The 11,910-nt window shown below is 41.7% G+C and carries 12 protein-coding genes and 1 tRNA gene; 7 read left to right on the top strand and 6 right to left on the bottom strand.

What is annotated here, in order from left to right; genetic code table 11:
• Window positions 1-4: 4 nt before the first annotated feature.
• The gene (locus AC2A4J_RS06345) at window positions 5-1,336 is read right to left on the bottom strand and encodes a magnesium transporter (RefSeq protein WP_484175349.1); all 1,332 of its coding nucleotides are present in this window, start codon (window positions 1,334-1,336) and stop codon (window positions 5-7) included.
• A gap of 380 nt (window positions 1,337-1,716) precedes the next feature.
• On the opposite strand from AC2A4J_RS06345, the gene AC2A4J_RS06350 reads away from it, so the two are divergent.
• The 4 genes from AC2A4J_RS06350 to AC2A4J_RS06365 are packed head-to-tail and all read left to right on the top strand — an operon-like array spanning window position 1,717 to window position 4,642.
• Window positions 1,717-2,295 (top strand): aminodeoxychorismate/anthranilate synthase component II, encoded by a 579-nt coding sequence (locus tag AC2A4J_RS06350; RefSeq protein ID WP_484175350.1) that lies wholly within the window; start codon window positions 1,717-1,719, stop codon window positions 2,293-2,295.
• A gap of 23 nt (window positions 2,296-2,318) precedes the next feature.
• Window positions 2,319-3,359: an anthranilate phosphoribosyltransferase gene (gene trpD, locus AC2A4J_RS06355; protein ID WP_484175351.1), complete on the top strand. Its 1,041-nt coding sequence runs from the start codon at window positions 2,319-2,321 to the stop codon at window positions 3,357-3,359.
• A 19-nt stretch (window positions 3,360-3,378) separates the two neighbouring features.
• Entirely contained in the window at window positions 3,379-4,194 is an 816-nt protein-coding gene (trpC, locus tag AC2A4J_RS06360; RefSeq protein ID WP_484175352.1) for an indole-3-glycerol phosphate synthase TrpC, read from the top strand.
• Between the two features lie 40 nt (window positions 4,195-4,234).
• On the top strand, window positions 4,235-4,642 hold the full coding sequence (locus tag AC2A4J_RS06365; protein WP_255826183.1) for an OsmC family protein: 408 nt from the start codon (window positions 4,235-4,237) through the stop codon (window positions 4,640-4,642).
• A 64-nt stretch (window positions 4,643-4,706) separates the two neighbouring features.
• Here AC2A4J_RS06365 and AC2A4J_RS06370 read toward each other — a convergent pair.
• The 4 genes from AC2A4J_RS06370 to flgA form a co-directional block, all read right to left on the bottom strand.
• Window positions 4,707-4,782 (bottom strand) — tRNA-Arg (locus AC2A4J_RS06370).
• Between the two features lie 81 nt (window positions 4,783-4,863).
• Complete coding sequence (locus AC2A4J_RS06375; protein ID WP_484175353.1) at window positions 4,864-5,343, bottom strand: flagella synthesis protein FlgN; 480 nt, start codon at window positions 5,341-5,343, stop codon at window positions 4,864-4,866.
• 37 nt (window positions 5,344-5,380) lie between these two features.
• Window positions 5,381-5,695 (bottom strand): flagellar biosynthesis anti-sigma factor FlgM, encoded by a 315-nt coding sequence (gene flgM / locus AC2A4J_RS06380; RefSeq protein WP_484175354.1) that lies wholly within the window; start codon window positions 5,693-5,695, stop codon window positions 5,381-5,383.
• Between the two features lie 112 nt (window positions 5,696-5,807).
• The gene (gene flgA, locus AC2A4J_RS06385; protein ID WP_484175355.1) at window positions 5,808-6,500 is read right to left on the bottom strand and encodes a flagellar basal body P-ring formation chaperone FlgA; all 693 of its coding nucleotides are present in this window, start codon (window positions 6,498-6,500) and stop codon (window positions 5,808-5,810) included.
• A 139-nt stretch (window positions 6,501-6,639) separates the two neighbouring features.
• Here flgA and AC2A4J_RS06390 point away from each other — a divergent pair, with 139 nt between their 5' ends.
• Both AC2A4J_RS06390 and AC2A4J_RS06395 read left to right on the top strand, forming a co-directional pair.
• Entirely contained in the window at window positions 6,640-7,569 is a 930-nt protein-coding gene (locus AC2A4J_RS06390) for a chemotaxis protein CheV (RefSeq protein ID WP_484175356.1), read from the top strand.
• A 58-nt stretch (window positions 7,570-7,627) separates the two neighbouring features.
• Window positions 7,628-8,464, top strand: a complete 837-nt coding sequence (locus tag AC2A4J_RS06395) for a CheR family methyltransferase (protein WP_484175357.1) — start codon at window positions 7,628-7,630, stop codon at window positions 8,462-8,464.
• 151 nt (window positions 8,465-8,615) lie between these two features.
• Here the strand turns inward: AC2A4J_RS06395 and AC2A4J_RS06400 are convergent, their stop codons facing one another.
• Window positions 8,616-10,022, bottom strand: a complete 1,407-nt coding sequence (locus AC2A4J_RS06400; protein WP_484175358.1) for a peptidoglycan DD-metalloendopeptidase family protein — start codon at window positions 10,020-10,022, stop codon at window positions 8,616-8,618.
• Between the two features lie 108 nt (window positions 10,023-10,130).
• On the opposite strand from AC2A4J_RS06400, the gene tyrS reads away from it, so the two are divergent.
• Window positions 10,131-11,435, top strand: a complete 1,305-nt coding sequence (tyrS, locus tag AC2A4J_RS06405; RefSeq protein WP_484175359.1) for a tyrosine--tRNA ligase — start codon at window positions 10,131-10,133, stop codon at window positions 11,433-11,435.
• The last annotated feature ends 475 nt before the right edge of the window (window positions 11,436-11,910 follow it).

The following is an 11,910-nucleotide window of genomic DNA, read 5'->3' on the forward strand; positions in this document are numbered from 1 at the left end:
TCGACTATATAAGTAATAAGGTGCCCAAGCCCAAGAAGGCAACAAAACCTGCAATATCGGTCACTGTGGTTAAAATGACCGATCCAGATAACGCTGGGTCTATGCGTAATTTATCCAGTAAGACCGGTATTAAAACACCTGATAGGGCTGCCATGATGATATTAACGATAATGGCTAGGCCAATGACCATGCCAAGCATTGGGCTTTCGAACCACCATAAAGTCACAACGCCAATGACAATCGCCCACAAAATGCCGTTTAATCCACCGACTTTTAGTTCTTTAGATAATAAAGACTTTAAGTTGCTGCGGGTTATTTGCCCAAGCGCTAAACCCCGTACAATCAGGGTTAGGGTCTGACTACCCGCAATGCCACCCATGGAAGCAACAACAGGCATTAATACGGCGAGTGCAACGACTTGCTGAAGGGTGGCTTCAAATAGCCCGATAAAAGCGGATGCTAAAAATGCCGTCAATAAATTTATGCCAAGCCAAATGCCACGCGTTGCTGCGCTGCGTTTTACTGGGGCAAATAAGTCTGATTCTTCGTTTAGACCTGCAGTCGACATCTGCTGAGCTTCATGCTCTAAACGCCATGTTTCCATGGCGAGTCCTGCGTGAAAACGCCCTAATAAAATTTGATTTTCATCAACTACAGGAAGTGCCGATAGAGAAGATCGTTCTAATAGCTCTGCGGCTTTCGTTAGTTCTGTGTCAGCGCGGATGAAGGTGCAATCTTCATCAATTAGGCTTGAAATAGGTTCATGGCCTTGTGCTTTGAATAGCTTGTCGAACTTTACACAGCCAACCCAGCGGCCTGTTCTGTTTACTAAATACACCATGTCTGTGTAATCTGGAGTGCTCTTTTTAAGCAACCTTAGTGCTTCTGAGGTACGAATGGATTGAGAGGCGATTAACAGCTCGTGATCAATCCAACGACCGACAACATCATCATCGTAAACAATACCTTGTTGGTAATACTCACGTTGCTTATTGTCCATCTGCTTTAGAGCAATGTCGACCAAGCGGTCTGGTAAGGAATCGGTTATCTCGAGTAGGTCTTCAGCGTCGACATCAGTGAACAGCGTTTCTATTTCTGAGTCGTCTAGCTCTTTTAATAATAACTGGCGAGATTCTCCGCGCATTTCAACCAAGATATCAAGGCGATTTGCTTGCTTGATATTGGCCCACGCTTGTCGTCGTTGGACGAGCGGTATGGATTCAAGGGCTAGCGCCACATCATCTGGTGTTAACTCAGAAATGGCCTTGTTAACGGACTCGGGTGAGTGTTCGTCATGAATGAGGGTTTCGATGAGGGCGGCGACTTGGCTATGCACAGGGCATCCTTAAAACACTAAATGATGGCAGTAAAGATAACATGGTTTCTAGTGTGCGGTATAACCACTTGTATATCAAACAAGGCTTTGTTTTTGCTCAATATTATTGAAAACCTTCCAAAACGCTGAAATAAGAATGGCAAATTACTGCACCAGCGGATGAAAGAATCGAGTATGTTGTGTACCTTGTTTTTGGTTTCTTCTATCTAAGGAGTGTGAGGTCTGGCGAGACAGAGTGTTCATGACAGTGTAGAATTTAGCGCACGTTAAAGATGCATGTTTTTATATTCTTTGAAAATGCATTCTGTTTTTTTTGTGTCTGCTTCTTTGGATTGTGGCGCAGGTATATCAACATTGTTTTATAGGCGTGTCCCTTCTTTATGTTATTGATGATTGATAACTATGATTCTTTTACTTACAACCTTGTGCAGTATTTTCGTGAGTTGGGTGCGGATGTGCAGGTTTATCGTAACGATGAAATTAGTGTTGAAGAAATTGAGCGGCTTGCGCCTTCGCATTTGGTAATTTCACCAGGGCCATGCACGCCCAATGAAGCGGGTGTTTCATTGGCTGCCATTGCGGCGTTTGCTGGGAAAATTCCAATATTGGGTATTTGCTTAGGTCATCAAAGTATTGGTCAGGTATTTGGTGGTGAGGTAATTCGTGCTAAAAATGTTATGCATGGTAAAACCTCGTTAATCTATCATCAAAACACCTCTGTGTTTTCTGGTTTGCCAAACCCACAGACAGCGACGCGTTATCATTCTTTGGTTGTTTCTGTTGACACGCTGCCCGATTGTCTAGAGGTAACTGCTTGGAGCCAAAACGTAGCAGGTGATAGAGAGGAAATTATGGGAATTCGACATAAAACGCTTGCCGTTGAAGGAGTGCAATTTCATCCTGAGTCGATTCTGACTGAGTCGGGCCATGCTTTATTGGCCAATTTCTTAACAAGATAGTTTTTACACGATAGGAGAGGCTGGTGAATATTCAGAAGGCGATTGCTGCTGTTGTTGAGCGCCAAGATTTGAGCGCTGATGAGATGCGAATAGTGATGAATGGCATCATGACGGGAAAAGCTACGCCAGCACAGATAGGCGGTTTTTTAATTGGCCTAAGAATGAAAGGTGAAACGGTCGAAGAAATTACGGCAGCTGCTCAGGTTATGCGCGAATTATCCAGTAAGGTTCATTTGGATCTTGAGCATGTGGTTGATACCTGTGGTACTGGCGGAGATGGTGGTAACTTATTTAATGTGTCTACTGCATCGGCTTTTGTCGTTGCTTCTGCTGGTGGCAAGGTAGCTAAGCATGGTGGGCGTTCTGTGTCTTCGAAATCGGGCAGTGCCGATGTGCTAGAACAAGCTGGGATTTATCTTGGTCTGGATGCAGCGCAGGTTTGCCGTTGTGTTGAAGAAATTGGTTTAGGTTTTATGTTTGCGCCGAATCACCATTCCGCCATGAAGTACGCGGTAGGCCCTCGAAAAGAAATGGGCACACGTACTATTTTTAATCTGCTTGGGCCGTTAACGAATCCGGCCAATGCAAAATGCCAAGTGATGGGCGTTTTTCATCGAAAATGGGTTCGTCCTATTGCTGAGGTTTTAAAGGCGCTTGGAAGTGAGCACGTGATGGTGGTTCACTCTGAAGACGGTTTGGATGAAATTAGTATTGCAGCACCTACGTATGTTGCTGAGTTAAAAAATGGAGAGATCCTAGAATATAAAATTTCTCCTGAGGATTTTGGGATTCCATTGCAATCTATTGATACGATTCAAGCTGTCGATGCAACTGAAAGTCTTGCTTTAGTGAAAATGGCGTTGGATGGCAAAGGGAAGGTCAACCCCGCTAGAGACATAGTAGCTTTAAATGCTGGTGCCGCCATTTACGTGTCAGGTATTGCAGATAGTTTAGCGGAAGGGGTGAATATTGCGGAAGACGTGATTGGTGGTGGTACAGCCAAAGTTAAGATGTCTGAATTGGCTAGTTTTACACGTTGTTTTATGAGTCCTGACTCACTGTAATTATAGGAGCGGTAGCCTAATGCAAATAGAAACACCGACAATTTTAAAGAAAATTGTAGCTCGAAAATACGAAGAGATTACTGAGCGTAAATCTCATACACCTTATGGAAACTTAGAGGTCGCTGCATCTGTTGCGAATGTTCATAACGAGCCTCGTGGTTTTGCTCATGCACTAAGGCATCAAATAGCGATCGGTAAATCTGGTGTTATTGCTGAGATTAAGCAAGCTTCTCCAAGCAAAGGTGTATTAAGGGATCCATTTGTTCCAGCCGATATCGCTCGTTCCTATGAGCGCTCTGGGGCCGCTTGTTTATCTGTTCTAACGGACAGTGATTTCTTCAAAGGGCATGAAGATTATTTAGTTGAAGCGCGTTCAGCCTGTAAATTACCTGTGATTCGTAAGGATTTCATTGTTGATGAGTATCAGGTGCTAGAATCTAGAGCGATTGGTGCAGATTGTATCTTACTTATTGCCGCATGTTTAAGTGGCGATAAATTACGTGAGCTAGATAAAATGGCTCGTGATTTGGGTATGGATGTTTTAGTAGAAGTGCATAATCGTCCAGAGTTGGATTTAGCTTTGGAATATACTGAAACAGAATTGCTTGGAATTAATAATCGAGATCTTCATACCTTTGAACTTAGTTTAGATCATACGTTTGAATTAATGGGAAGTGTGCCTTCCGATCGATTGATTGTGACAGAGAGCGGGATTCATACTCGTAGTGATGTGGCGTTAATGCGACAAAAAGGTATTCATGCGTTTTTAGTTGGGGAGGCATTTATGGTTGCTGATGACCCAGGTGAAAAATTGGCTGAGCTGTTTCAGTCGTAGCCATAGCTTTGGTTGTAGCAAAATTAGGTAAGGTAGAAATATGAAGACGAATGTTAGTTGGCAAGAAGATGTGCATTTTACTGCAGAAACAGGTTCTGGTTTTAAGGTAGAGATTGACGGTAATCAGGTGGCTGGGCCAAGGCCGATGGAGCTTTTGCTTGCTGGGTTGGGCGGCTGTACCTCTTATGATGTAGTCGGTATTTTAAAAAAATCCCGTCAAGATGTTGTGTCCTGTGTGGCTCAGATTGATGCAGATCGAGCGGACGCTGTTCCTGCGGTATTTACAGAGATTCGAGTACATTTTGTCGTTACAGGTCGTAACCTTAAAGAAAGTGTGGTTGCTCGTGCGGTGAAGTTATCTGCAGAAGAGTACTGCTCTGCCTCTCTAATGTTGGAGAGAGGTGGTGTTAAAATCGTGCATAGTTTTGAAGTTATTGAAGTTGAATAGACTATTGACGGTAAGATGATTTTAGAGAAGAGTCGAAAGGCTCTTTTTTTTGGAATATCTAAAATGGTGTCCCCACCAGGACTCGAACCTGGAATAGCTGCTTAGGAGGCGGCCGGTATATCCTGTTTACCTATGAGGACTTATTTTAAGGTAGGATTTATACATTAATTGGTCGTAAAATACAAATGCAAGCAAAGTATGATGTTGATTTTTATCAATTTTTAAGCGCGTCCAAGTGTGTGTTTGCTACTTATTGGGCGAGTGGAACCTCTTGCTGTATACACTTTATTTTTACTGCTGTGGCCTTGAAGCAACTCAAAAAGATGCTTGTTGCGCTTTTGTAGGGTGTTTAGTACTCGGGCGTTGGTGTTGTTTTGTGTTTTGCATTTCTTGAGTAATGTTTCGCACTCTTGCATTAAAAGACGAACACTGTCCATTGAGCTATCTTGTTTGTTAAGCCAATTCTTAAATTCTTCTTCGGTGGGTTTTTTTCTGTCGACAATATCGAATTTAATGAGAATGTTGATTCTTTTCTCATTGAGTAAATTCATTTCATCAAGAAGGGTCTGCTTTTGTTCAGATAGATTGATTATGACTTCGCTGTCCAGTTCACCATATGCCAATCGTTCTTTATCAAGAAGCGAAGAGAGCTCTTGCAGTATCTCTTTGCTTCTGACAAATATAGGCGCGATAGGAATCATAAGACAAACCGTTTACAGACTGTATAAGTTGTACAGTCTAGAACAGCGAATCCATAGAAGCCATATTATTTGCTAGCTTCTGTGTGTCGATTTTGTATTCGCCAGATGCAATCGCGTTTTTTATTTGTTCCACTTTATCCATATCAACATCTGGCATGCTGTTAATTTTCGATTGCTGGTTTTGCAGTATTTGAGCCGTGCCACTTAGCTTTACGGTATCTTCTGCTAATGTGCCTCCACTTTGGACTGCACTTTGTTTTTCTGTTGCACTGCTTGCAGCATCGTCTTTTTGCGATCGTTCGCTTTTGTTGATCGTGCTCTGGTTTGATAGACCTGTAAAATGTATTGCCATTGGGTTTTCCGCCCTTTAATGATTTGCCTGTCTATATTGTCGGCTTGGTCTACAGGAACTTTAGTAAAAAGCCCTTAAAAAAAGAATTTATTGATTGCCGATGAGTTTATACTCAATAGTTTACAAGAACCTCACTGTTAGTTACAACTTTGGCGTATATAATTCGTTCAGAACTTGTGTTTTTGACTCGGATTTGTTGTCCTTTTATACCATTTTCCAAAGCAACTCCGTTCATTCTGACTATAATAGTCCCACTGCTAGCGGTAATTAGCACGGAATCGCCTTTTTTTATCAGGGTTGGTTGGTTGGTTAGGTCGTCTGTTATGATGGTGTTAATACGTAAGTTGCGGGAAGCGATTAGGCCATAAGGCGGATTTCTCTTGGTATAGACATGTCCTCTTAGGTTAGCTATGTCCACTTCGCCGGTGTCGGTATTTGATTTAGAAATGACTTGGCCGCGATTGATTGGGGTGATGGTTTTAATTGCTGGTATGGTTATGGACTGGGTAACGGGAATATAAGACTTCCATGTTGGTGAGTCGCAACTAACCTCATAGTTTGTGCGTTTCGTTGCTTCCGGCCTTTGGTTGCTGATTTGGATCGATTTGCTTTCGCAATCTGGTAAGTAATTAAGTGCGGCGAGATTGTTTAGTGTAATGTTGATTGTTGCATCTGGGTATACTTCTGATAGCCGAGGGATCTCTACTTGGTTTATGTAGTGGTTAATTTGTTCTTCTGTCGATGCGGCCTGTAGCGGCCCAGCTTGGAAGTATATGAAGGCTATTATTAGCCTTATAATTAGCATGATTTGTACTCTTTGTTTATTATTACGTTATAAATAAGATAGTTAGTAAAATATTTAAATTCACTTTATCATTGGATGATGCATTTTAACAATTTTGAGGTAATACCTCATACAATGTTTACACATTTTGGAGGCGTTTATGGCTGGAGTTTTGGATACTGTTAACCAACGTACGCAGCTTGTAGGGGAAAACCGACTTGAATTGCTGTTGTTTCGCTTAAATGGTAAGCAAATTTATGGCATTAACGTCTTTAAAGTTAAGGAAGTGTTGCAGTGTCCTAAGTTAACCACTATGCCTCACAGCTCTCCTGTTGTTAGAGGGGTGGCGCATATTCGTGGTGGTACTATCCCAATCTTAGATTTAGGGTTGGCGACAGGGGCTAGCCCAATCGAAAACATTAGCCAGTGCTTTGTAATTATTACGGAATATAACCGTCGTATTCAAGGGTTCTTGGTTCGTGGTGTCGAGCGTATTGTGAATATGAACTGGAGTGATATTCAGCCACCTCCAAAGGGTTTGTCCAATGATAATTACCTGACCGCTGTTTGTCAGGTTGACAAAGAAATGGTCGAGATAATTGATGTTGAGCAAATACTCTCTGAAGTTGCGCCTACTCGTCAGGATATATCAGAGGGTATTGTTAACGCTGGTGTAACGGAGAACGCGCAAAAGCATCATATTCTTATTGTTGATGACTCTTCTGTTGCGCGTAAGCAGATTAAACGTTGTATGGAACAAGTTGGTTTTGCGACTACTGTTTTATGTGATGGTCGTGAAGCACTTACTTATCTTCAAGGGATGGTGGCGGAGGGTAAAGATGTAACTAAGGAGTTCTCTATGGTTATTTCTGATATCGAGATGCCTGAGATGGATGGTTATACGTTAACAACGGCAATTCGTAATGATAGTCGCTTACAGGATTTATTTATCCTTCTTCATACCTCCTTAAGTGGTGTGTTTAATGAGGCGATGGTGAAAAAAGTTGGGGCGGATGGCTTCTTAGCGAAGTTTCAGCCGGACGAATTAGCTCGATTAGCGATAGAAACAGTGCAGGTACAGTCAGAGTAATTTCTAGGCTCTTTGTTACGGAGTCCTATTTCTTGAACCTGTCACTTATGGAGTTTTAATGCTCAGTAGTACAAATGCAATTACACCTAATGGATATATCAGGTTCAGAGACTACCTGCAGAAAGTGTGCGGTATCTCACTGAGTGATAATAAGCAGTATTTAGTCGCCAGTCGGCTAGGCAAAATCTTGGAGAGAGAAGGCTTTTCTAAGATTGAGCAATTGGTTGATGCTCTAGAAAGATTGAGTGGATCTAAATTAAAAGAAGAAGTCATTAATGCAATGACAACAAATGAGACTCTTTGGTTTAGGGATTCTCATCCGTTTGCAATCCTAAAAGATAAAGTATTGCCAGAAATGACGGCAGCGCCTTTGAAAATTTGGTCTGCGGCATCCTCTACTGGCCAAGAGCCATATTCGATCAGTATGGTTATTGAAGAGTTTAAGTCTTCTCGCCCTGGTATATTGAAGCCGGGCGAGAAGATAGTGGCGACAGATATTTGTACTAATATACTGAAGCATGCAAAGCAGGGAGAGTACGACAGTTTAGCGATTGCTCGAGGTCTTGGTGCAGATTTGCAGCGTCGTTATTTTGATAAAATAAATGACTTAACTTGGAAAATTAAACCTCATTTAAGCTCTCGTGTAGAGTTTAAGTACTTAAACCTTATTGATTCGTTTTCTATGTTAGGTAAGTTTGATGTCATCTTTTGTCGAAATGTTCTGATTTATTTCACCGTTGACCTTAAGCTGGACATATTAAAAAGGATGCACGCTTCATTGAAGCCGGGCGGTTATTTGTTTCTCGGTGGGTCTGAAGCGTTAAGTGGGTTGTCTGATTATTTTGAGATCGTTCAGTGTCATCCTGGCATTGTGTATAAAGCTAAGGCTCTATAGCAATTAGCTTGATTGGTTTTAAAGGCCCGCCTAACGCTGTTAGGTGGGCCTTTTTTGTATAGGTCTTATGTTGTTCTCAGTATAGGGGCGACGGGGTGGCTTGCATGTCCCGCATACAATAATGAGGGTCATGCATAGGGAGGGTGTTATGTTAGTCTTTTAAGGATGCAAATTTTTGTGCAAACGATGGAGAGTGTGAGTTTGATAGTGTCACGACTACCTGCTTTGCGTAAGGTAGGTATTTTTTCAAATCGTTTTTAGGCATCGGATCATCATTTGGCAGCTTCACTGTTACTGGGTTTTTATGGGTGCCATTTATTCTGAATTCATAGTGTAGGTGAGGTCCTGTTGCCCAGCCGGTTTGACCTACGTATGCAATAATCTTTCCTTGTTGAACTCTGGCTCCACGTTTTGTTCCTCTAGCAAAGCCTTTTAGGTGGGCATAAAGGGTTTGGTAGCCTTTGCCATGATCAATAATAACGACATTTCCGTATCCATTTTGCTTTCCTGCAAAGGATATTTTTCCATCGCCTGCGGCCTTCACAGGGGTGCCGCTTGCAGCGGCATAATCTACCCCTCTGTGTGGTCGACTGGTTTTGAAAATAGGGTGTAATCTATTTGGGTTGAATTTTGACGATATTCTTGTGAAGTCCACGGGGGTACGTATAAATGCTTTTCTCATAGCAAGCCCGTCAGGTGTGTAATAGCTTGCTCCCTTCTCTGTCTTGAACCTTATTGCTTGATAGGTTCGACCATTGTTGATGAATTGGGCAGCTATTATATTGCCGTGTCCGATTTTCTCTCCATCAAGGAAGTTCTCTTCATAGAGGATACTAAGGCTGTCGCCTTTTCTTATATCTAAAGCAAAGTCTATATCCCAACCAAAAATATTAGCTAACTCAATAAGTAGGGGTTGATCGATTCCTGCTTTTAGGCCATCAACAAAAAGTGAGTTGTTAATCTCTGCTTCTTTATAGGCTTGGACGATTTCTGGTGTTTTAGAGGTTTCTGTTCTGTTGAATTTATCGTTGTCGCGTTCAAAGGTCACGCTGTCCAGTCGATTAAGTATGAGAGTGAGTTGTGTAAGCTCGCCAGTTGTCTCATTTTTTGTAAAGTTAATTGTCTGTCCAGGTCTCATTTGGAGTAGTGTTTTTTGTTTTTTGTCAGCTAAAGATACCTTGTAGATGTCTTGTGCAGATATCCCTTCGGGTGATAGTACTTTAGACAGAGAGTCTCCTGATTTTACTTCAACGGATTGTTCTTTAAATGTTGCAGGGCTACTCTTTTTTACTAGATTTTGAGGTGCTGGGATATCGTATGTGGAACTTGTATCGCTAGCTGGGATGGCGGCTAGTGGAGTTACGTTGCTTCTGGGTGTGAGTTTTTGTAGATCCTGCAACATAAGTTGGGACTGATCTATCACCTCAAAGTTAGCTTCGATGGATATGAGGTTGTTATCGTCCGTTTCCTTTTCAGGAAATGCAATAAGAACTATGGCGAGTAGTGCGCTTACTCCAGAAATTAGGAGTAGGTGCTTTGTTGGTAATAGCTTGGTCAAAATACGTACCTGAAAAAATCTTTAATAAAAGCCTTATAATCCTACCAACATTACTTTTATAATTGAATGCTTAAGTAAGATAAACTAACTAGGATATGGATCAAAATAATGACTGTAAGCAGTAAAGACCTTTTAAATGACTTGCAAGCTCGCGGACTTATCGCCCAAATGACGGCAGAAGATGAGCTCAAAAAACATCTTGATGGTGGAAGTCGTACTCTTTATTGTGGTTTTGATCCGACCGCAGACAGCTTGCATTTGGGGCACCTTGTTCCGCTTCTTGTGTTAAAGCGTTTCCAAGATGCAGGGCACAATCCGATAGCTTTGGTCGGTGGTGCGACCGGCCTTATTGGTGACCCCAGCTTTAAAGCGGCTGAACGTCAACTTAATACATCTGATATTGTTGCTAGTTGGGCTGAAAAAATTCGAGGGCAAGTTAGTCAGTTTGTAAAATTTGATGATGTACCTAACCCTGCGCGAGTGGTGAATAATCTCGATTGGGCTGGTGAAATGAGTGTGCTGGATTTTTTGCGAGATATCGGTAAGCATTTCTCTGTCAATGCAATGATCAATAAAGAGTCTGTTCAGCAGCGACTTAATAGAGAAGGTGCTGGTATTTCTTTTACAGAATTTTCTTATGCCTTGTTACAGGGGATGGACTTTGCAGAATTAAATAGAGCTTACGATTGTACTTTGCAAGTTGGGGGGAGTGATCAGTGGGGAAATATTGTTGGTGGCATTGATCTTTCACGTCGTCAAAATCAATCTCAGACTTTTGGCTTGACGGTTCCTTTGGTTACAAAATCAGATGGGACGAAGTTTGGTAAAACTGAATCTGGCGCGGTTTGGTTAGACTCTACTAAAACAAGCCAATATGCATTCTACCAATTTTGGCTGAATACTGCGGATGCTGATGTTTATAAATTTTTGAAATTTTTTACCTTTTTAGGTCTTGCAGAGATTGATGCAATTGAAAAAGCTGATAAAGAAAGTGGTGGTAAACCTCAGGCTCAGTCTATTCTTGCTCGAGAGGCAACTAAATTAGTTCATGGTGAAGACGGTTTGCAAGCTGCCGAACGTATTACCAATGCCTTATTTAGTGGTGAGGCAGACCAATTAAGTGAGCAAGATCTTGAGCAAATTCAACTTGATGGTTTGCCAAGTAGTTCTTTGGTTGGGGTTGATCTGACTGAGACTCCGCTTACTAGTCTAATGGCTGATGCAGGATTGGCTGCTAGCGGTAAGCAGGTTAAAGATGCACTACAGCGTAACTCTGTGTTTGTTAATGGCGTCGCAAGAGGGGTGGGTGACAATATGGCAGCGTCAGATATTTTTACTGCTGAGAATGGTTACTTCGGTAAATACTTCCTTGTTAAGCTGGGTAAGAAAAAGCATCATTTGTTCGTATTGTAGGGTAGAGGGTTAGGCTACTAAAGCAATGAGTTAAACAGAAAGACACTGAGGTGTCTTTTTGTTTAACTAGGGCTTGTTATGAAGAAACTAAAATTATTAAAAGAATTTAAAAAAAGAGCTTGCACAGAATTTTTGGGGATGTATTATACGCACCCACTGACACGGAGAACGACGCAAACAACGGTTTGCAACTTACTAAGGTAAGCAAGTTCAACGATGAATCAGACGCTCTTTAAAATAGATAATCAGATAATTTGTGTGGGCGCTCGCTGGAGGCTTCAGAAGATTGTCCGGGTTGGTTTTTAACTGATTCGAGATGGTCAAAAAATTGAAGTCTTGCGAAACGTCTAACACGTCAATTCGCTTTATGTTGTTTTGTTGTCTTTCGGGACGATGAAATGATTAAGTTATTGTTAGTGTAATAGATTTTGAGTAAGCAAACTTTTTAACTGAAGAGTTTGATCATGGCTCAGAT

It is taken from the genome of Marinomonas sp. ATLA20, from assembly GCF_057180105.1.

Coding starts and splice junctions, on each gene's coding strand:
- AC2A4J_RS06350 (WP_484175350.1), top strand. CDS start 1,717: ATGTTATTGATGATTGATAACTATGATTCTTTTACTTACAACCTTGTG.
- trpC (WP_484175352.1), top strand. CDS start 3,379: ATGCAAATAGAAACACCGACAATTTTAAAGAAAATTGTAGCTCGAAAA.
- AC2A4J_RS06365 (WP_255826183.1), top strand. CDS start 4,235: ATGAAGACGAATGTTAGTTGGCAAGAAGATGTGCATTTTACTGCAGAA.
- AC2A4J_RS06375 (WP_484175353.1), bottom strand. CDS start 5,343: ATGATTCCTATCGCGCCTATATTTGTCAGAAGCAAAGAGATACTGCAA.
- flgM (WP_484175354.1), bottom strand. CDS start 5,695: ATGGCAATACATTTTACAGGTCTATCAAACCAGAGCACGATCAACAAA.
- flgA (WP_484175355.1), bottom strand. CDS start 6,500: ATGCTAATTATAAGGCTAATAATAGCCTTCATATACTTCCAAGCTGGG.
- AC2A4J_RS06390 (WP_484175356.1), top strand. CDS start 6,640: ATGGCTGGAGTTTTGGATACTGTTAACCAACGTACGCAGCTTGTAGGG.
- AC2A4J_RS06395 (WP_484175357.1), top strand. CDS start 7,628: ATGCTCAGTAGTACAAATGCAATTACACCTAATGGATATATCAGGTTC.
- tyrS (WP_484175359.1), top strand. CDS start 10,131: ATGACTGTAAGCAGTAAAGACCTTTTAAATGACTTGCAAGCTCGCGGA.